General features: G+C 38.7%; 19 protein-coding genes. 12 read left to right on the top strand and 7 right to left on the bottom strand.

Annotated elements, in window-relative coordinates:
• Positions 1-19: 19 nt before the first annotated feature.
• From CRI9333_RS25070 to crcB, 3 genes are all read right to left on the bottom strand, one after another.
• A complete protein-coding gene (locus CRI9333_RS25070; protein ID WP_015204349.1) occupies positions 20-1,612 on the bottom strand; it encodes a WD40 repeat domain-containing protein in 1,593 nt (530 codons plus the stop codon).
• Between the two features lie 250 nt (positions 1,613-1,862).
• Positions 1,863-3,251, bottom strand: a complete 1,389-nt coding sequence (gene mgtE / locus CRI9333_RS16700; RefSeq protein ID WP_015204348.1) for a magnesium transporter — start codon at positions 3,249-3,251, stop codon at positions 1,863-1,865.
• 58 nt (positions 3,252-3,309) lie between these two features.
• The gene (gene crcB, locus CRI9333_RS16695; protein WP_015204347.1) at positions 3,310-3,714 is read right to left on the bottom strand and encodes a fluoride efflux transporter CrcB; all 405 of its coding nucleotides are present in this window, start codon (positions 3,712-3,714) and stop codon (positions 3,310-3,312) included.
• Between the two features lie 277 nt (positions 3,715-3,991).
• Between crcB and CRI9333_RS16690 the strand changes: the two genes are divergently transcribed.
• Entirely contained in the window at positions 3,992-4,420 is a 429-nt protein-coding gene (locus CRI9333_RS16690) for a hypothetical protein (RefSeq protein WP_015204346.1), read from the top strand.
• Positions 4,421-4,512: 92 nt separating this feature from the next.
• Here the strand turns inward: CRI9333_RS16690 and msrA are convergent, their stop codons facing one another.
• Both msrA and CRI9333_RS16680 read right to left on the bottom strand, forming a co-directional pair.
• Positions 4,513-5,172 carry a peptide-methionine (S)-S-oxide reductase MsrA gene (gene msrA / locus CRI9333_RS16685; RefSeq protein ID WP_015204345.1) on the bottom strand — a complete coding sequence of 220 codons (660 nt, stop codon included), beginning with the start codon at positions 5,170-5,172 and terminating at the stop codon, positions 4,513-4,515.
• 196 nt (positions 5,173-5,368) lie between these two features.
• The gene (locus CRI9333_RS16680) at positions 5,369-5,926 is read right to left on the bottom strand and encodes an SRPBCC family protein (protein ID WP_015204344.1); all 558 of its coding nucleotides are present in this window, start codon (positions 5,924-5,926) and stop codon (positions 5,369-5,371) included.
• A gap of 44 nt (positions 5,927-5,970) precedes the next feature.
• On the opposite strand from CRI9333_RS16680, the gene CRI9333_RS25825 reads away from it, so the two are divergent.
• From CRI9333_RS25825 to lpxD, 4 genes are all read left to right on the top strand, one after another.
• Positions 5,971-6,168 carry a hypothetical protein gene (locus CRI9333_RS25825; RefSeq protein ID WP_015204343.1) on the top strand — a complete coding sequence of 66 codons (198 nt, stop codon included), beginning with the start codon at positions 5,971-5,973 and terminating at the stop codon, positions 6,166-6,168.
• 70 nt (positions 6,169-6,238) lie between these two features.
• Positions 6,239-6,400, top strand: coding sequence for a rubredoxin (rd, locus tag CRI9333_RS16675; protein ID WP_015204342.1), 162 nt, complete (start codon positions 6,239-6,241; stop codon positions 6,398-6,400).
• Between the two features lie 27 nt (positions 6,401-6,427).
• A complete protein-coding gene (locus tag CRI9333_RS16670) occupies positions 6,428-7,690 on the top strand; it encodes a BaiN/RdsA family NAD(P)/FAD-dependent oxidoreductase (RefSeq protein ID WP_041226095.1) in 1,263 nt (420 codons plus the stop codon).
• Between the two features lie 114 nt (positions 7,691-7,804).
• Positions 7,805-8,842, top strand: coding sequence for a UDP-3-O-(3-hydroxymyristoyl)glucosamine N-acyltransferase (lpxD, locus tag CRI9333_RS16665; protein WP_015204340.1), 1,038 nt, complete (start codon positions 7,805-7,807; stop codon positions 8,840-8,842).
• A gap of 28 nt (positions 8,843-8,870) precedes the next feature.
• Here the strand turns inward: lpxD and CRI9333_RS16660 are convergent, their stop codons facing one another.
• A complete protein-coding gene (locus CRI9333_RS16660) occupies positions 8,871-9,677 on the bottom strand; it encodes a hypothetical protein (RefSeq protein WP_015204339.1) in 807 nt (268 codons plus the stop codon).
• Positions 9,678-9,912: 235 nt separating this feature from the next.
• Here CRI9333_RS16660 and rfbF point away from each other — a divergent pair, with 235 nt between their 5' ends.
• The 7 genes from rfbF to CRI9333_RS16625 all read left to right on the top strand — a co-directional run bounded on the left by rfbF (position 9,913) and on the right by CRI9333_RS16625 (position 17,068).
• The gene (rfbF, locus tag CRI9333_RS16655) at positions 9,913-10,683 is read left to right on the top strand and encodes a glucose-1-phosphate cytidylyltransferase (RefSeq protein WP_015204338.1); all 771 of its coding nucleotides are present in this window, start codon (positions 9,913-9,915) and stop codon (positions 10,681-10,683) included.
• A complete protein-coding gene (locus CRI9333_RS16650; RefSeq protein ID WP_015204337.1) occupies positions 10,683-11,672 on the top strand; it encodes an NAD-dependent epimerase/dehydratase family protein in 990 nt (329 codons plus the stop codon). Before rfbF ends, CRI9333_RS16650 begins: the two co-directional genes overlap by 1 nt.
• The gene (locus CRI9333_RS16645; protein ID WP_015204336.1) at positions 11,672-12,901 is read left to right on the top strand and encodes a class I SAM-dependent methyltransferase; all 1,230 of its coding nucleotides are present in this window, start codon (positions 11,672-11,674) and stop codon (positions 12,899-12,901) included. Before CRI9333_RS16650 ends, CRI9333_RS16645 begins: the two co-directional genes overlap by 1 nt.
• A 6-nt stretch (positions 12,902-12,907) precedes the next feature.
• Positions 12,908-13,438 carry a dTDP-4-dehydrorhamnose 3,5-epimerase gene (gene rfbC, locus CRI9333_RS16640; RefSeq protein WP_015204335.1) on the top strand — a complete coding sequence of 177 codons (531 nt, stop codon included), beginning with the start codon at positions 12,908-12,910 and terminating at the stop codon, positions 13,436-13,438.
• Positions 13,435-14,352, top strand: a complete 918-nt coding sequence (locus tag CRI9333_RS16635) for an NAD-dependent epimerase/dehydratase family protein (protein ID WP_015204334.1) — start codon at positions 13,435-13,437, stop codon at positions 14,350-14,352. Before rfbC ends, CRI9333_RS16635 begins: the two co-directional genes overlap by 4 nt.
• Before the next feature lie 159 nt (positions 14,353-14,511).
• Positions 14,512-15,276 carry a cephalosporin hydroxylase family protein gene (locus CRI9333_RS16630; protein WP_015204333.1) on the top strand — a complete coding sequence of 255 codons (765 nt, stop codon included), beginning with the start codon at positions 14,512-14,514 and terminating at the stop codon, positions 15,274-15,276.
• A gap of 172 nt (positions 15,277-15,448) precedes the next feature.
• Entirely contained in the window at positions 15,449-17,068 is a 1,620-nt protein-coding gene (locus tag CRI9333_RS16625; RefSeq protein ID WP_015204332.1) for a glycosyltransferase family 2 protein, read from the top strand.
• 210 nt (positions 17,069-17,278) lie between these two features.
• Here CRI9333_RS16625 and CRI9333_RS16620 read toward each other — a convergent pair whose 3' ends face one another.
• On the bottom strand, positions 17,279-19,438 hold the full coding sequence (locus CRI9333_RS16620) for an O-linked N-acetylglucosamine transferase, SPINDLY family protein (RefSeq protein WP_015204331.1): 2,160 nt from the start codon (positions 19,436-19,438) through the stop codon (positions 17,279-17,281).
• Positions 19,439-19,444: the final 6 nt, after the last annotated feature.

Here is a 19,444-nt window from a genome sequence, read left to right as displayed (position 1 = left end):
TTGGTAACTTTTGCCTGATTTAATCACATTTCCAAATCTGGATGCTACCATCTGCACAGGCTGCAACCAAAGTTTTACCATCAACACTTACCGCTAAAGACATTACTACATTACTGTTTTGATTGCTCAGAATATGTACAGGCGATTCTTTCAATTTGCCGTTACTTTGCAAATACCAAATCTTAATTGTGCCATCGGAACTACCACTAATATAAGTTTGCCCATCAAAGCTGAATACTCCAGATGTTACCTGTCCTAAATGTCCCTTAAAACTGTTAATTAATAAGCCTGTAGGCAGTTGCCACAGGCTAATCATCCCGTTGGCACTACCAGAAGCAATGTAAGCATCTGGACTAATTGCCAGTGACTCTACACTGCTGAGATTACCCGTAAGTATACTGCTGCATTTACCAGTTTGGAGTTCCCATAGTCTAATGATGCCGTCTTCGCCGCTACTAGCAATTTGGTTGTCTGGGGTAAGTGCGATCGCACTAATTGGATTTATATTATCAGTAATGGTATTTATTAATTCTCCTGTAGATAAATTCCATAACTTAATGGTTTTGTCAAAACTGCCACTAATTAAAGTTTGTCCATCTTGACTAATTGTAAGCGATCGCACTGAACCACTATGACCTGTGAGAGTTGTAATTAATTTACCACTATCCATCTCCCACAGCTTAATTGTCTCATCCCAACTACCACTAGCAAGAATTTTTCCATCTAAGCTAATAGCAACACAAAAGACTGCTTTAGTATGCCCAGATAAACTATTGATTAATTCTCCTGTGGATAAATTCCAAATTTTGATATTTTTATCAAAACTGCCGCTAATTAAAGTTTTTCCATCAAAACTAATTGCTAGAGAACGAACCCAGTCTGAATGCCCTAAAATTGTATTTCTACAACTCCATGATTGAGACTGTAAAGAGATTAATTGCTGTGGATTTACACTGATTAATTCTTCACTATTATCCCCTAAAGAAGGAATTTTAGTTGTTAAATAAGCTTCTTCTCGTGCAATCGTTTGTGCTTGGATAGCATCAAGACGGGCAGTAATTTCTGCTAATTGGGTAGGGAAAGTAGCAACTTTTTGAGATTGTTGTGAACTCGTTTTTTCTAAAAACTCTACTCTTGATGGTAAAGATAAATTTTTAAGGTAATCAATTACAATATTTAAAGATTCTTCCAGGCTGGTAGATTGTTCTTGTAGAAACTGGATTAATCGTTTTTGTTCTAGAATTTTATCGTATATTGGTACAAGTTCAAGAGCTTCATCTTGGGAAAGATGCTGTGCCATTTCTGACTTGAAAGCATAAATTTCTGCTTGGATTTGTTGAGAAGTTAAATTCCGCGTTTCTAAGTTTTTTTGTTCTAAGGTTTGAAGATGTGCTGACAATTCCTGATTTATACGGCTAATGGCTACCTTGATTCGTTTTTTATTACGTTGCTCTAAATATAATCTATTAACTGAATTGAGTAATAAAGAAATAGCTATTGGCACGGTTGCATAAAGGATGTCTCCTAACTTCGTAGCAACAAATACCCCGACTAATGAGGCAGCTATAGATAAAATTTCTGCAATTTGTAACCAACGAGATAACTCTAACATTGGAAGTATTGGTTAAGGCTGATCAATCAATTTAATTATTGCAATAATTAGTTATTACATCTGTGTAAATATTGTGTGCATTTGCGGTTAACTATCTGAAAATTGAGTTACGCAAGAGGTATTATCAATTTTTAAATGCTAGCATCGCGCCTGGAATTATGGGAAATCTAAAAATCATTCGTTATTTAAAGCCCAAGCGCGAAAGTTATCAGGTAATTGATTATTGTTCATTGATAATTGATTTTATAATTTATAAGTTTAAAATCAGTCGTGCTATGTTAAAATAGATTAATACTCCTAAAACATCAACGGCTGTGGTGATGAAAGGAGCAGACATTAAAGCTGGGTCTAAGCCGAAAGAACGAAACAGAAACGGCAATGCAGAACCAGTAACAGAAGCTAAAATAGCGATCGCAACTAAGCTAACACCTACAGCTATAGCAACAAACAAATTTCCCTGCAACCAATAAGCCCATACCATCGCCAAAGTTCCCAGTGTAACGCCTAACATTGCTCCAGCGATCGCTTCTCTCAAAACAATTTTAGTTGCTCCCATAGCTTGCAGTTCATCAGTATTTAAACCGCGAATTACTACTGTTGATGATTGTGCGCCTACATTTCCCCCAGTACCAGTAAGTAAGGGAATAAACACGGCTAATGTTACCACTTGCTGCAAGAGATCCTCTTGAGATTTAATAATTGAGCCTGTTACAGTATTTGTAAGTAGCAAAATTAACAGCCAAACAACTCGCTTACGCGCAACTGTAAATAAATTAGTTTGAAAATAACTATCACCACCAGACTGTACACCCCCCAAAGCGTAAATATCTTTTGTAGTTTCTTGCTCAATAATATCCATCACATCATCAACTGTGACAATACCGACTAAACGTTGTTCGCGATCAACTACGGGTACTGCTAAAAAATCATAGCGTTGGATTAATTTTGCTACTTCTTCTTGATCAGTATCTGTATTTACAAAAACTACGTCGCGAGTGATAATTTCACCTAAAGTTTGATTTGGTTGAGCCGTGACTAAATCCCGTAACGAGACAATGCCACTTAAGCAGCGATTTGTATCTGTAACATAGAGGTAATAGATAATTTCGGTAATTTTGGCTAAACTGCGAATGCGTTCTAATGCCTGAGCAACTGTAAAATTATCTTTTAAAGCAATATACTCAGGGGTCATTATTCTGCCAGCAGTACCAGCATGGTAGCCTAGTAACTGTGCTGTAGCTTGACGTTCTTCTGTACTGAGTTGTTCAATTAAACGAGTAACAACTCTAGCTGGTAACTCATCTAATAGTCGCGTGCGATCGTCAGGCGACATTTGATCGAAAATATCTTGGACTTCTTGATTTTTAAATTCTGCGATCAGTGAATGTTGTACAGTAGAGTCGAAATATTCGTATACTTCTATAGCTTGATTTTTAGGTAGTAAGCGAAAAGCTATTACTTGTGTGGTTTGGGGTAAACCTGCAATAGCTTCGGCAATATCTACTGGTTGCACTCTTTGCAGTAAATCTTTAGCTGCTTCCAAGTTTTGTGCTTCTAGTAGGGTTTGTAGTTGCGATCGCAACTCTAATCGGATTTCAGTGCGCGATTTTGTCTGGGTGAGAATGTTAGTGTCAGTCAAGGTAGGCTCACTCTAGATAGATGAATGACAGATTACTCGTTTTCCGTTTAGAGAATAGTTATTGATAAAACCGCCACAAACGGGCGAGAGTTATACCTAGTTGTACGCTAATTATCCCCATAACAGCACTACCTAGCCAGTAAAAAGTCGCTATTTGTAGATTGCGATCGCGCATCAGCGTAACCGTATCTAACCCATAAGTTGAGAAAGTAGTATAAGCACCTAAAAAGCCAGTTGTTACCATTAATCTGATTTCTGGTGGAATACTGACAAATTTTTCTAATACCAGAGTGGCGAAAAAGCCCATTGCACAACAGCCAGTTAAATTAATGAAAAAAGTGCCGTATGGGAATCCAGTACCAAAGGTTTTAGAAAACCATAGTGTAATGTAATAGCGACTTAACGCACCTGCGATCGCACCTAAGCTGATGGCAATAGGATTGCGGATATCCGATTCTAGCATCCTAATCTTGGCTCACACTCATGGTTTCGCTTATTATCAAAGGTTTTGATAATTAAGTCGATAGAATGAAGGCAATTTTGTCAAGAAATGTTATCTCTTAGATAGAGAGCCATTCTGAAATTGGAACAATAGCTACCAAAATATACATCTAATTTAATGTAGGGTTGTGAAAACCTGTCTCTAGCTACTTGTATAGCTATTGAGCTTTGACAACTAAACTACAACAAACTTTTTTTTCAAATCACTGCAATTAAATTTTATTTGAGGAGAAACCGATATGACTAACGAACCCAGGATTAATAAAGAATCTGCAATTGTGGAAATCAGCCAGGAAACTAGAAATCTAGTCGATGATAAGATGGCTGGTGAACCTGAAGACCTTAAGCGTGAAGTAATGGCGCTAATTGATGCCATTAAAAAGCGGGCGCAAGTAGAAGCACAATCGGCTGGTCATCTTAGCCAGGATGCTTATCTTAATGCTTTAACTAAAGCACGGGAAGCTGTAACCCACGCACGCACATCAATTGAAACAAATCAGCCTTTGCTAGAAAAAGATCGGATTGAATACTCTTTCAAACTGATCCAAATGGAAGCAGAGAAAAACTGGGAGTCAATTGTTAAGGAAGTTTCCACATTGGGCGATCGCTTAACTGATGCAGCAAAAGCCGCTTGGGAAGCCCTCACAGCCCCTCGTCATCACTCTTAGTTAAAAAAAACTCCCCTCCCCGTCAACGGGGAGGGGTTAATCACACAAATTGCAAAAATTAAATCCTTTAATTTTCTGCTACTTCAGAAGAATTATTTAACAGCTAAAGGACTGATGGGACAAGCAACGTTTGTACCACCTAAACCACAATAACCACCAGGATTTTTAGCGAGATATTGTTGATGATAGCCTTCTGCGTAGTAAAACTCAGGCGCATCAAGAATTTCTGTAGTGATATTGCCATAGCCTTTTGCTGTCAAAGCTTGCTGATAAGCATCTCGTGATGCTTCTGCTAGTTGCTTTTGACCTTCTGAATAAACATAAATTCCAGAGCGGTACTGAGTACCTGTATCATTACCTTGGCGCATACCTTGAGTGGGATTGTGGCTTTCCCAAAAGACTTTCAACAGCGCTTCATAACTGATTACTTTTGGGTCAAAAACAACTAACACAACTTCGTTGTGACCAGTTAACCCACTACATACTTCTTGATATGTGGGATTAGGCGTAGATCCTGCTGCATAACCAACTGCGGTGCTAAACACGCCGTTTTCCTGCCAAAATTTGCGTTCTGCTCCCCAAAAACACCCCATGCCAAATATCGCCATTTCCATACCATCAGGAAAAGGAGGCTTGAGGGGGTTGCCGTTGACGTAATGATGAGCGGGTACTGGTATGGGTTCTGCTCTGCCTGGTAATGCGTCTTCCGGTTTAGGTACAGAAAGTTTTTTACCAAATCCAAATATCGCCATTTAATTTGTCTCTAATTTATGCTAATTTTCTTTACCTTACTTAATATTTTAATAAAATTGTTTTAGGACTTACACATAAATCATCCTTGAGGTCAGGGCGGGTTTATGTATATCAATGGTTTGTCAGCATAACTTAGGCGTGTAACCCGCCCCTACAAGGGGTTGTTTGTTTTTTGAAAATGTCTGTAGCTTATTTTTAGCTAGCGCAAATACATTCACGCATTTTTCGCATATTGGCTGGTAAATCAAGTTTCATTGCTTGTTCTATAAATATAGATGGAACTGGAATAGTAGGGGTTGCCTGTACTGAGTAGGTCAGCACAGTTCCCGCGCCAGCATCTTGTAGTTTTAATTCAGCCGAAAAATCGGTAAAACTGCCTTTTTCCAGCCGAAAACTAATTTGCTGCTGCACAATCTCAAACACATGAAGATAAATTTCTACTTGCACACTCAGAAATAAGAAAGCTTTTTGGGCTACTTGGTAAAGACGTTTGTAGCTGCTAGAAGTTATGGGTAGTACTTCCGAGCGGATTAAATCTGGAAAGTAATCTACCCAAAGAGGGTAATTTGTGATTTTTTGCCAAACGTGCGATCGCTTTCTTGGTAAATACATCTGCGCCGTGACAGCCCCCCCCCAAATAGAATGCGTTGCCGAACCGTCTGTGCAGAGCATTCCCGTTTTAATTAAAATTTCCCCTTGGAAAAGCGCGGCTTCGGTAGCGTCAAGCGAATCAGAATAAAAAGATATGCTCATGTAATTATCAGCTACAATATGCGGATATTTTAGAGGAAAAGCGCGTGAGACAATCTCGCAAGTCTCAAACTGAATTAGTTGCTTATATTTTTAGCAGTGTATTGGGAATTACAATAGCTCTCTATCTTTTAAGAGGATTTGGTATTCTCACGTTTCTTCCTGGTGGCGTGTACTTACTATTAATAGTATTGACAATTGCTACGGGCATTTTATATGGAATATTGAAAACTTTACGATATTAATTTCATTGAAATATGAAATTATTTCTCTAGAGATTTAAACTATAAAGGAAATTGTGAGGAGAGCATTTCTATGGCGACCTATATATGCACGATTTGTGGCTATGTGTATGACCCAGAACAAGGTGATCCCGATTCTGGGATTGAACCAGGTACGGCTTTTGAAGACATCCCTGAAGATTGGGTGTGTCCGGTTTGCAAAGCAACCAAAGAGGATTTTGAAATAGAAGAGTAAAATAGATCTTCTATCATTATTACTAATTTGAGTGTGCAACAGTTACGAATCGTGGTAATAGGTGGTGGGGCTGCTGGTTTTTTTGCAGCAATTTCTTGTGCTGAAACTTACCCTCACGCCCAAGTCACATTAATAGAAGCTGGGCGCGAAGTTCTGGGGAAAGTTCGCATTTCTGGGGGAGGTAGATGCAATGTTACCCATGCCTGCTTCGATCCGGCTGTTTTGGTGCAATATTATCCTAGAGGAAATAAAGCACTACGGGGTGCTTTTACTCGGTTTCAAGCTAAGGATACAGTTGCTTGGTTTGAGTCTCATGGGGTGAAGCTGAAAACTGAACCGGATGGCAGAATGTTTCCGGTGACAGATAATTCAGAAACGATTGTAGATTGTTTGATTGAAACCGCTAAAGCAGTTGGGGTAAAAATTCGGACTGGGATACCTGTGATTTCAATTTTGCCCCAACCCTCGGTTTCATCCACCGCGCCAACGGAAAAGGAATTTGAAATTAAATTGAAGTCGGAAGAAGTTTTAAGATGCGATCGCCTACTCCTTAGTACTGGTAGTAACCCTCAAGGATACCGTTGGGCAAAAGATTTGGGTCATACGATTGAACCATCTGTTCCCTCTTTATTTACTTTTAATATTGACGACCCTCGTTTGCAAGATTTAGCTGGTGTCAGCGTTGAATCAGCGCGAGTGTTATTACCTGCGGCTAAACCTGTACTAGAACAAACTGGTGCTTTGCTGATTACTCATTGGGGTTTAAGTGGTCCTGCTGCCCTGAAACTCTCCGCTTGGGGTGCGAGATTCTTACACGATCGCGATTATCAAACACCGTTAGTAATAAATTGGCTTCCGCAGTACAATCCAGAAAGCTTGCGTAAAATGTTGCTGGCAGTTAAATCACAGTTACCGCAACGCAATATTTCGGCTAATTGTCCAGTTCCTATCCCCCGCCGCCTTTGGCAAAGTTTGATTACGGCTGTTGGTATTGGTGCGGAAGATAGATGGGCTGGGTTATCAAATAAAACTTTAAATCAACTGATCCAAGAACTAAATCAAGGTCAATTTTTGATTAAAGGTAAGGGAGTATTTAAGGAAGAATTTGTGACTTGTGGCGGGGTGAGGCTGAAGGAGGTAGATTTTAAGACGATGGAAAGCCGTTGCTGTCCAGGGCTTTATTTTGCGGGAGAAATTTTAGATATTGATGGAGTTACCGGAGGATTTAACTTTCAAAGTGCTTGGACAACAGCTTGGTTAGCTGGTCAATCAATGGGAAAATGGCAGTAGTCTAATAAGTTGTTAAGTAGCTGGGTGGAAATAAACTTAACATCCAGGCTGGTCATTGGTCATTGGAAAGCCTTCCTTCGCGTCTTTTGGGTCTTCGTGGTTTAATAATACGCAATGAAATTTAGTGAAATTGTACAAAAACTTGATAGTGTTGCTGCCAATAGTCTGATATCTAAACCAGATATTGATCCTGATATTTCAGGCGTAGCACCGATTGATATTGCTGAAGAAGGGACTCTCAGCTATATAGAAGGCGGAAAATTTGCCTCCAAGGTGGGTAAAACCTCTGCAAGTGCTTTGATTTTGCCCAAGGATGAAGCGCTACAAGCACAAGCTAGTGAACGTGGTATTGCCTGGGTAGTAGGATCTGATCCACGCTTGTTATTTGCCAGTGCGATCGCACTTTTCTATCAACCTTTCCACCCGACTCCAGAAATACACCCAACTGCGGTAATTCATCCTACTGCCGAAATCGGTAATGATGTTTACATTGGCGCTCATGTAGTGATTCAAGCAGGGGTAACAATTGGTAAGAGTGTGTGTATTCACCCCAATGTAGTAATTTATCCAGATGTGCAAATAGGCGATCGCACTATCTTACACGCCAATTGCACTATCCACGAACGCACGCAAATAGGCGTAGGTTGTGTGATTCATAGCGGTGCTGTTATTGGTGCTGAAGGTTTTGGTTTTGTACCCACACCTCAAGGTTGGTTCAAAATGGAGCAATCTGGCTACACTGTGTTAGAAGATGGGGTGGAAGTTGGTTGTAATAGTACTATTGATCGTCCATCTGTAGGAGATACGCGAGTTGGGCGTAATACAAAAATTGATAACTTAGTACATATTGGTCACGGATGCCAAATTGGACAAAACTGTGCCTTAGCTGGACAAGTTGGGATGGCGGGTGGTGTGAAAGTTGGCAATCAAGTATTGTTGGCGGGGCAAGTAGGAATTGCTAACCAGGCGCATATTGGAGATGGTGCGATCGCTACTGCTAAAGCTGGTATCCATAGTGACATTGAACCTGGAGCAATTGTAACTGGCGTTCCTGCCATTCCCCACAAAGTATTTGTCAAAGCAGCCGCTATTTATAGTCGTCTGCCTGAAATGTATCAAACCCTAAGAAAATTGCAGCGAAATAGCCATTAACAATTAACGATGATCCATGACCCCCAAATTAATCCTCCTTCGGCATCCTCACATCTACAGATCCTTCGGGAGTAAGGAACACATTTCCACCTAGTCCCCGAATACGACTAATGGCAATTTTGCGAGTGCGATCGTCAGGTGCATTTGTTAACACCATTAACCAAGCCTGTGCTTGCGCTTGTTTGCTGTTAGGATTACGGGCAATAAAATTAGCTGTTTTACGAGATGCTGCTGCTACTTGCTGACTTTCCTGATTGGGGTAAACACTTGCCCAATTTGCGGCTGTTTCAAAAGATTGCTTGGCTGCTTTGGCATTTCCTAAAAATAGAAGTTCATCAATTCCCTTTTGTCGCCAAATATAATAAGCTCTAGGTGCTATTTTAGGAGAAAGCGACTTTAAACCTTGAGACATCAATTTGACAGACCTCTCTGGTTGTGCAGCGTATATAGAACTACTGGTAGATAGAAAATAATAAGCATCTAAAAACTTGGGGTCGTGAGGTATAATTACTTCAAAATATTCTGGGCTAATACCATACCCAGTTACTTGACGAGCTTCTTCATCACCAAAATATTGCAGAAAATTTAGCAAAGTCCAATCTGCTACCAAATTATTAAAACCAAATGTTGGTAGTTTTTGCAGAGCCTTTAAATTTACTTTTTCTAATTCTACTTGTTTGTTTAACTCTGCTGGTGAACCTAGAGCAGAAGTATTTTTGAGTTTTTTTAATTGAGATGACTGTAGAGATCCAACTGCCAAAATAGCTAAACTGACTACAAGGACAGTAGCAAGTGAGCGATAAAATTGTTGACGAACCTGGGAAAGCTTTAGCATAAAGCATACCATTAATCAGTAAATTACAAGTATTTTTTCTCGCCGCTATACCAACTATCGTATTTACAATAAAGTGATCGATTTTAGGAAATGATTGGGTAAGTTACAAATAGATAACTGCATGATCGCTCTCGGTTGTACTGTTACATAAATTTACATAAGCTGTATTTTATAGCTATAGCAGACTGACAACTAAAGATATTTATAATTCCTCAAGTATAAAAGTAGAAACTATATGCGTGTTGTGATACTAGCAGGGGGTTTAGGAACCCGATTGGCTGAAGAAACAGAGGTTAAACCTAAGCCAATGGTAGAGATTGGTGGACGACCTATTCTGTGGCACATAATGAAGCATTATGCCCACTATGGCTGTAAAGAATTTTTTATTGCCTTGGGTTATAAAGGTGAAGTAATTAAGCGTTACTTCTTAGACTATTACACCTTAAATGGTAGTATGACGCTCAATTTATCCGATGGCGCTGTTCACGTGCATAAAAAAGAGTGCGAAGATTGGACAGTAAATTTGATGGATACAGGACTAAATACTTCTACAGGAGGAAGATTAAAACTTTTAGAGCCATATTTAGGAAATGAAACTTTTTTAATTACCTACGGTGATGGTGTAAGTAACGTTAATATTACAGATTTGTTGCATTTTCATAAATCTCATGGAAAGTTAGCAACTGTAACAGCAGTTCGTCCACCTGCGAGATTTGGGGGTTTAGTTTTAGAAGGAGATTTAGTAGCAAACTTCACAGAAAAGCCCCAAGCTGGCGAAGGTTGGATTAATGGCGGATTTTTAGTATTAGAACCAGAAATTTTTAAATATTTAGAGGGAGATAGTTCTAGTTTAGAAGTAGATACACTAGAGCGAATTGCTGTGGATGGGCAACTTGCTGCTTACCGTCACGATGATTTCTGGCAGTGTATGGATACCCTACGGGATTTAAGGCTAGTAGAAAGTCTTTGGCAAAGTGGTAAGCCGCCTTGGAAGGTTTGGGAGTAATGGTGATTGACGGTAATCAATTTTGGCAAGATCGTCCTACTCTAGTTACAGGCGCTACTGGGCTTGTAGGCGGCTGGTTAGTACGCAGGTTAATTGATTTGGGTGCTGATGTGGTGTGCTTGGTGCGCGACTGGATACCACAAAGTGAATTGGCGCGTAGCAAATTAATTGAAAGGGTAAAGGTTGTTCGGGGTGATGTCAGGGATCAAGCAACGCTTGAACGAGTGCTGGGTGAATATGAAATAGATACAGTTATGCACCTAGCAGCGCAAACAATTGTGGGTATTGCTAACCGTAATCCCATATCAACTTTTGAGACTAATATTGCTGGAACTTGGGTATTGTTAGAAGCGTGTCGTCATAGCCCTACGGTCAAGCAAATTGTATTTGCTTCCTCGGATAAAGCTTATGGTGACTCAGATAAGTTGCCCTATGATGAGACGACACCACTGCAAGGATTGCATCCTTATGATGTGAGTAAGTCTTGTTCTGATTTGATTGCCCAAACTTATGCTAAAACTTATGGTTTACCAGTGGCGATCGCTCGTTGTGGTAATTTTTATGGTGGTGGTGATCTAAACTGGAATCGGATTGTCCCAGGCACAATTCGTTCTGTATTGCGAGGACAGCGCCCAATAATCCGTTCTGATGGTAACTATATTAGAGATTACTTTTATGTAGAAGATGGTGCAGCCCTCTATACGTTACTAGCTGAATCTTTAGCCAAAAACCCTGATTTGCGCGGGCAAGCTTTTAACTTTTCTAATGAAATTAAAGTAACTGTATTAGATTTGGTAGAGCGCATACTGTATTTAATGGGTTCTGACTTAAAGCCAGATATTCGCAGCGCAGCTAGTAATGAAATTCGCGATCAATTTCTAAATGCTTCCAAAGCAAGAACGATGCTCAACTGGCATCCATTATTTACGCTTGATGAAGGTTTACAACGTGCGATCGCATGGTACAAAGAATTTTTAGGAGCATCATAATGAATAATAGCTCCGTTATTTGTCGCTCTTGTGGCAAAGCTAACTTAGAGTTAATTTTATCTTTAGGCAAAACGCCCCTAGCCAATGCACTATTAACAGCAGAGCAACTAAATCAACCGGAAGCAACTTATCCCTTAGATTTAGCTTTCTGCCAAAATTGTGCTTTAGTGCAAATTACCGAAACAGTACCACCAGAAGAATTATTTAGCGAGTATCTTTATTTTTCTTCATTTTCCGATACAGCTTTGGACAATGCACGAAAGATATGCGATCGCATCATCAATACTAAAAACTTAAACACCAACAGTTTAGTAGTTGAAATTGCCAGCAATGATGGCTACTTACTACAGTTTTATCAAAGACAAAATGTACCCGTTTTAGGTATTGAACCAGCAGCAAATATTGCCCGTGTTGCCCAAGAAGAAAAAGGTATCCCCACTTTATGTGAATTTTTTAGCAAAGAACTAGCAGAAAACTTCAAAGCAGAAGGCAAACAAGCAGATATCATTCATGCCAATAACGTTTTAGCTCATGTTCCAGATTTAAACGGTGTAATAGCAGGAATTAGCTTACTCCTAAAACCACAGGGAATAGCGGTGATTGAAGTTCCCTATGTTAAAGACATGATTGATCATTGTGAGTTTGATACTATTTATCACGAACATCTATGTTACTTCTCACTTACAGCTTTAGATAGATTATTTCGTAGTCATAATTTGCTATTGGTAGATGTTGAACGGTTGGCAATTCACGGCGGTTCGCTACGCATTTTTGTTGGTAAAAATCAACAGCCCACACCTCAAGTTATCAACTTACTAGCAGAAGAAAAAAGCTGGGGTGTAGACAAGTTAAATTATTATCAAAGTTTTGGTGCAAAAGTCGAGAAATTACGTCAAGATCTCCTATCACTTTTACATAAATTGCAGTCCGACGGAAAGCGTGTTGCCGTCTACGGTGCTTCTGCAAAAGGTAGCACATTACTAAACTACTTCGGGGTTGGAAAAGAAATGCTTGAGTTTGTAGTTGATCGTAGCACCTACAAGCAAGGGCGCTACACTCCAGGTACACATTTACCTATTTATCCACCCGAAAAACTATTAGAAGTAATGCCTGATTATGTATTACTTCTTACTTGGAATTTTGCGGAAGAAATTTTAGCTCAACAAGCTGAATATAGGCAGCGTGGCGGACGCTTTATTATTCCTATTCCAGATTTAAAGGTAATGTAACGATTAATGATTTTTACAGAAACATCACTACAGGGCGCATTTATTATTGAACTAGAAAAGCTAACAGACGACCGTGGCTTTTTTGCCCGTACCTTTTGTCAAAAAGAATTTGCAGCACATCATCTTAATCCCAATCTTGTGCAGTGCAATATTTCATTTAATCATCAAAAAGGCACTTTACGTGGAATGCACTACCAAGCAGAACCCCACGCGGAAACTAAGTTAGTACGCTGCACTAAGGGAGCAATTTATGATGTGATTATTGATTTACGCTCTAATTCCCCTACATTTAAAAAATGGGTGGCGGTAGAATTAACAGCAGATAATAAGAGAATGTTATACATTCCTGAAAACTTCGCTCACGGGTTTCAAACCTTAGCAGACAATACAGAAGTTTTCTATCAAATGTCAGAATTCTATCATCCAGAGTCGGCTAACGGCGTAAGGTGGAATGATTCAGCCTTCGGTATTCAATGGCCAGCAGATGAGGGGATTATTTCTGTAAAAGATCAGCAATATTCAGACTTTAATTTATGAAAAAAGTCTTAGTTACAGGTGCATCAGGGTTTATGGGTCGCCATTGTCTGCCATTGTTAGCCGCTAAAGGCTATGAACTTCATGCTGTTTCTTCTCAAATTCAGTCAGAAAAATTATCTGATGTGTATTGGCATCAAACTGATTTATTGAAGTTAGGCGCAATTTGGGACTTAATAGCTAAAGTGCAGCCTACCCACCTCTTACATTTTGCTTGGTTTGTTACACCAGGAAAATTCTGGACTTCTACAGAAAACTTACGCTGGGTGCAAGCAAGTTTAGAATTATTACAAGCTTTTGCTCATTACGGCGGTCAAAGGGTAGTAATGGCGGGAACCTGTGCTGAGTATGACTGGAACTACGGATATTGTTCTGAGCAAGTTACCCCATTATTACCAGCAACCTTGTATGGTACTTGTAAGCATTCTCTACAAATCATGCTAGATGCCTTTGCTAAAGAAAAACAATTAAGCGCAGCTTGGGGGCGTATTTTCTTTTTGTATGGTATGGATGAACATCCCGATAGGCTTATATCTTCGGTGATGCGATCGTTATTGCAAGGTGAACCTGCGCGTTGTTCACACGGTAATCAAATTCGCGATTTTCTGTATGTTGAAGATGTGGCGGCTGCTTTTGTCGCTTTATTAGATAGTGATGTGACTGGGGCTGTAAATATTGCTTCAGGATATCCTGTGACTTTAAAAGATGTCATTTATAAGATTGCTGAAAAAATTAACCGCAAAGACCTGGTTAAATTAGGTGTTGTACCTACATCAGCTTCGGAACCACGCTTGTTAGTCGCTGATGTGAGTCGTTTGACTAATGAGGTGGGCTGGTTGCCTAAATATAACTTAGAGCAAGGTTTGGATCAAACTCTTGCTTGGTGGAGGCAGGGTAGAGATTCTAGAAAATTTTGACCAGGGCGATCGCTAACTTAGATTACTGGGTAATCTAAATATAGAATTTATTATTCTAGGCTCACATATTCTAGTAAAATAAAAAAATATTCAGATATTGTTAATAATCTGCTCTGTTGCATACTAATAATCAAGTGATTCTAGATAAAGGAAATTCCAATGAAGTTAACAATTGAACCGGACGAACAAACTATAATTTACGAAATCAATGGTGAACAACATGAAATAGGGCTCTATACAAACGAAGCATTTGAATTACTTTCTAGTTTATGGATAAAAATTGGTTGGAACCAGAAGTATATTTATACTTTTAGTTGGATGGGCAGACCAATTATCCAGCTTCCAGAAGATCTGATCCGCATCCAAGAAGTAATTTATCGCGTGAAACCAGATGTAATTATTGAAACTGGTATTGCTCATGGTGGATCATTGATTTACTATGCTAGTTTATGCAAAGCTATGGATAAAGGGCGAGTAATTGGAATTGATATTGAAATTCGACCACATAACTTCAAAGCAATTGAAAATCATGAAATGTATTCTTTAATTACTTTAATAGAGGGGAACTCGATAGCACCAGATATAATTACTTACGTCAAATCGTTAGTAAAACCAGAAGAAACAGTAATGGTTATTCTGGATTCTTGCCATACAAAAGACCATGTTTTATCCGAATTAGAAGCTTACCAGGATTTAGTGACCCCTGGTTCATATATTATTGCTACAGACGGAATTATGAAAGACCTGGACGACGTGCCACGTGGTAAGCCAGAATGGAAATGGGATAATCCCTCTACAGCAGCAGCAGAATTTGCTCAAAGGCATACAGAATTTTTGTTAGAACAGCCTGTTTGGTCTTTCAATGAAAGTGAGTTGAGCGAGAATGTCACTCATTGGCCTGGAGCATGGCTGCGGAGAAATTGAGACGTAAAAAAGAATAAATAATATGTAAAAAAACGAGATATAGTAAATTTGCCATCTGAAATGAACATAAATTAATCCGACGTAAAAAAAAGTGGGTGGCAAATTTTAAAGCAGTTTATTCAATAGTTAAGATTTCAAAAACTTGTTAAATTAAACAATTGAGTTAATTAAAATGAATCACAATATGTTTTCAATTATTATTCCTACCCGTCAAAGACATGACACCCTCAAGCATTCTATTCAAAGCGTTCTTAATCAGACGCATACCGAATTTGAAGTGGTAGTTATGGACAATTTCAGTAGCCCAGAAACGGCTGAAGTCGCCAAATCTTTTAATGATTCAAGGATTAAATATTATCGTTCGCCAAAAAGACTTTCAATGTCTGACAATTGGGAACTAGGTTTATCTTATGCCACTGGAGAATACGTTACTCTTTTAGGAGATGATGATGCTTTGATGCCAGACGGTGTGGAGATATGCTCAAGGCTATTGCATGAATATGATGTCAATATTGTTACTTGGTCGCGGGAAAATACTTATTGGTGGGATAGTGCTATTGTACCTTGGAATAGAAATAGACTTGGTATCAATTTTAGGCAGGTAGGACAGATTTTAAATTCTCGACAAAAGTTAAAAGAATATTATAACTTTCAAATTTCATGGGATTTAATGCCCATGCTATACAATTCTTTTGTCCATCAAGATATTATTGCTAAAGTAAAGTCTATATATGGTAAATATTTTCTGACATATTGCCCTGATATTTTTTCTGGCATTGTTAATGCTTATTTCTCTGATAGATATTTTTATTCGTCTCGTGGTCTTTCACTTGGTGGAATTTCTGGGCATAGTACAGGAACATCAGCTTGGTTTCAAAGCTTTAACTCAGAACCTATGCAAAAATTTTCAGAAGAATTTAAAAAGAACGTGAATGAGTTAATACATGAAAGTTTAGTTCCAGTTCCTAACCTAGTATTGACAGAGACTACTGAAAGAATTTTAACAAAGGAACTGTTTTTTCCAGAAGATCATGAATTGAAAATAGATATAATCACTTTATTAAATTGCATGGCTGCAAATATAAATAGGGATTTGGGAAAATATGACGTTAATTTACAAGCTATTGAAGATTTAGCAGAAAAGTATCAAGTCCCAATTTCCGAAATAAATATTCCTCCTAAACTTGTTCAAGATCCAAAGGCTTATCAAGGGCCAGTATTCAATTCTAATGGTTTATTAGACTTATTACTTATTAATTGCGAACAAGCAGGAATATCAAATGTAGCTCAAGCAGCTATGCTGGCTAGAGGAATATTGCAAGGATTAGACTTTTTGACAATTTATAGTCTTACTAAAGAGCAAGAGATTGCTCTGAGCAATGAGTTAAAGCTTAGGGAGAAAAACCTGATTATTTTCCCTAACTGGAGCGAAACTGAAGAGTTAATTTCTCAAGAGTTAACGGCTGTATTGAAAGAGATCGCGACTCACCCTGACAAAGATCGTATAACTCTTCTAATAGACACAAGCAATATTTCTGTGGAGGATGCGGATTTAGTTGTATCTGGTGTGGTGATGAATCTGCTGCTCGAACAAAATCTAGACATTAGCGAGGGGGCAGAAATTTCGCTGATTGGACAACTTAATGAAAATGGGTGGGAATCATTGTTATTTCGCATCTCTGCTCGCATCGTTTTGAATTACGAAAATACTGAAGTGATCGCTCGCGCCAAAGCAGAAAATCTGCCCCTACTGGAATTGAATAGTCTTAAGCTACAGGAATTATCAATTTAACTGAAACTTACAGCAGATTCCGTGTTGGTGAAGTACACACATACCCCACCTGCACTACAGTTAGATGCGAAGTACTGTATTACAAAAAATTTAGAAGTAAGCAGTAGACATCTCCAGAAATTAAAGGTGTGTTACCTAGAACCCTTGTAGAGACGCGAAATTTTGCGTCTTTACATTCTTTGCTGGAGAGGTATAGTGAAAGAGAAATTTTTATCTACTTTCAATATACCTTTCCCACATTTGCTGATAAGCTTTTTCTAACTCCATAGTGAATTGTTGAGCATTCCATAAAGGTGAAGTTTGCCTTGATTGGCGCAGTTTCCAAGCAACTTGTTGGCGCAAGCTGGAATCGAGTCCTAACTTAACTCCCCACTCAACATATTCTGCATCAGTCCAAGCAATACCTTCAGTTACTCCAGCATTCATCAGAAATGTGTAACTATTACGAGCAGCAAATTGTTTCCCTACTCGTGTAACTAAAGGAACACCCATCCACAAAGTTTCTAAAGTTGTAGTTGCTCCATTGTAGGGATAGGTATCTAAAACTATATCAGCAATTCCTAAATTTGCTCGATGTACATACTCGTTGATATCTCTGGGTAAATATATTAATCTACTTGGATCAACTCCTTCGGACTCAGCAATTTTAGTAAAAAATTGTTTAATAGTTGCTTCATCAGAACGACCTTTGATTAAGAAATAGCTATTAGGAACTTGTTTAATAATCTGCATTTGCAGACGGGTTGTATCAGGATGTCGTTTGTGACCGTGTTGAGCGCTAAAATATATCACTGCATCCGCAGGTATTCCTAAGTCATCGCGCCGCAAAGTTGGCACAGCTACTTCAAAACCATCTACTGCTACATAAGTTGTTGGTAATCTCCAAATAGTTGCCCTGTAATAATCTTGGGCATTTTCTGGCAAAACATAAGAATCAGCAAGAAAGTAATCAACTGCTGGAATGCCCGAAGCATCCCAACCTAACCAAGTTACTTGCACAGGTGCAGGCTTCAGAGCCATTACTGTGCAGGTAATATCTAAGGTAATACTATCTAAATCAACTAAAATATCAATTTGATCAGCTTTTATTTTTGCCGCAATTTGTTCGGGTTCAGAACCAAAGTTAGAAATGCCATCTACTTCTGCTCCTATCCATCCATTATCTTCTAAAGATTGATGAATTAAATAAAGATGAGTTTCAAAAAGCTCATGGTTGTAGTATTTAAATATCCAGCGACTTAACCAACCTACAGAATGCGATCTAAGTGTATGAGCGATATAACCAATTTTCAGCTTTCTATTTTTTTCCTGGGGATTTTTCCAAGGCAAATTTACCAATTCTTGAGATCCAGCTTGGACAACTTTTTGAAATAATTGAGCAAGAAGATTCTGCAAGTGATGATATTCTTCTGGTTGATCCTCAAAAGCAGGTAAATAATAATTGGCTGGGATTAGATAACTAGCAGCAATAGGGTGGAGGTCGTCAGGGGGATTTTTAACTAAATCTAAAACTAAAGATTTGTGCTGTTGCATAACAGGCTCTGCTTCCAGCCAACCGCCAGCCACAAATAAGGCGCGGAGCAATAAAGTACTGCCCTGAACTTTCCAAGCATTGGTTATACAATTATTTAAAAAATTTTTAGCTGTTTCTATCCCTTTTTGATACTCACCAGCATTAGAATAAAAATAAGATAAATGCCGTAAGGGTTCGGCATATTCCGGTCGTAATTTTAGACAGAACTCTGCAATATTAGCGCCATATTTGGGATTTAAAGTTTCAGAAGCTATCTTGACAGCTACTAGCATCAAGTTATCAGTTAAAGTTACAGGATTTTCCGAATAGTACGGTAAACAAGCTTCCGTAAAGGCTAATGCTTCGCTACTGGGAAATTCTAGTACTTGTTTGATTATCTGTAGGAGTAAGTCTAAATCTATGTGTTGATGTTGTTGTAAGTTTTCTATAACTTGCCAGTCATTCAGTAATTGTGGGGTGAATTCACCTAAAGCAATTGCAATTTTAATTAATAGCAGTAAGTTGTTAAGATTATTTGGGGCAAATTCTCGAATGTATTGCCGAATTAGCCAACTTTTTGTATGACTATTTGTATTTTCTTGACGAACAGCTTCTTGATCCAGAATTTGTACAAGTTCTTCCGTCCACTGCTCAACTTGCTGATCTTGACCAGCCATTGCTAGTAGCCAAGTTGTTTGAGCCACTTCTTCTTTGTTTTGAAGCAAATAGGCTAAACCTAAATACCAATAATGCGTAATTTGATCGGGTTCCTCTGCAATAGCCTGTTCATAAAAATTGGTTAACTGGTCATAGTTATTTTCTAAAAGGAATTTTTGAGCTTCTGGTTTCCAATTCATTTGTAT

The organism is Crinalium epipsammum PCC 9333 (assembly GCF_000317495.1).
Taxonomy (GTDB): domain Bacteria; phylum Cyanobacteriota; class Cyanobacteriia; order Cyanobacteriales; family PCC-9333; genus Crinalium; species Crinalium epipsammum.
The sequence above is the reverse complement of the archived record's forward strand: the minus strand, read 5'-3'. Positions and strand labels throughout refer to the sequence as shown.

Coding starts and splice junctions, on each gene's coding strand:
- CRI9333_RS25070 (WP_015204349.1), bottom strand. CDS start 1,612: ATGTTAGAGTTATCTCGTTGGTTACAAATTGCAGAAATTTTATCTATA.
- crcB (WP_015204347.1), bottom strand. CDS start 3,714: ATGCTAGAATCGGATATCCGCAATCCTATTGCCATCAGCTTAGGTGCG.
- CRI9333_RS16690 (WP_015204346.1), top strand. CDS start 3,992: ATGACTAACGAACCCAGGATTAATAAAGAATCTGCAATTGTGGAAATC.
- msrA (WP_015204345.1), bottom strand. CDS start 5,172: ATGGCGATATTTGGATTTGGTAAAAAACTTTCTGTACCTAAACCGGAA.
- CRI9333_RS16680 (WP_015204344.1), bottom strand. CDS start 5,926: ATGAGCATATCTTTTTATTCTGATTCGCTTGACGCTACCGAAGCCGCG.
- rd (WP_015204342.1), top strand. CDS start 6,239: ATGGCGACCTATATATGCACGATTTGTGGCTATGTGTATGACCCAGAA.
- lpxD (WP_015204340.1), top strand. CDS start 7,805: ATGAAATTTAGTGAAATTGTACAAAAACTTGATAGTGTTGCTGCCAAT.
- CRI9333_RS16660 (WP_015204339.1), bottom strand. CDS start 9,677: ATGCTAAAGCTTTCCCAGGTTCGTCAACAATTTTATCGCTCACTTGCT.
- rfbF (WP_015204338.1), top strand. CDS start 9,913: ATGCGTGTTGTGATACTAGCAGGGGGTTTAGGAACCCGATTGGCTGAA.
- CRI9333_RS16650 (WP_015204337.1), top strand. CDS start 10,683: ATGGTGATTGACGGTAATCAATTTTGGCAAGATCGTCCTACTCTAGTT.
- CRI9333_RS16645 (WP_015204336.1), top strand. CDS start 11,672: ATGAATAATAGCTCCGTTATTTGTCGCTCTTGTGGCAAAGCTAACTTA.
- rfbC (WP_015204335.1), top strand. CDS start 12,908: ATGATTTTTACAGAAACATCACTACAGGGCGCATTTATTATTGAACTA.
- CRI9333_RS16635 (WP_015204334.1), top strand. CDS start 13,435: ATGAAAAAAGTCTTAGTTACAGGTGCATCAGGGTTTATGGGTCGCCAT.
- CRI9333_RS16630 (WP_015204333.1), top strand. CDS start 14,512: ATGAAGTTAACAATTGAACCGGACGAACAAACTATAATTTACGAAATC.
- CRI9333_RS16625 (WP_015204332.1), top strand. CDS start 15,449: ATGAATCACAATATGTTTTCAATTATTATTCCTACCCGTCAAAGACAT.
- CRI9333_RS16620 (WP_015204331.1), bottom strand. CDS start 19,438: ATGAATTGGAAACCAGAAGCTCAAAAATTCCTTTTAGAAAATAACTAT.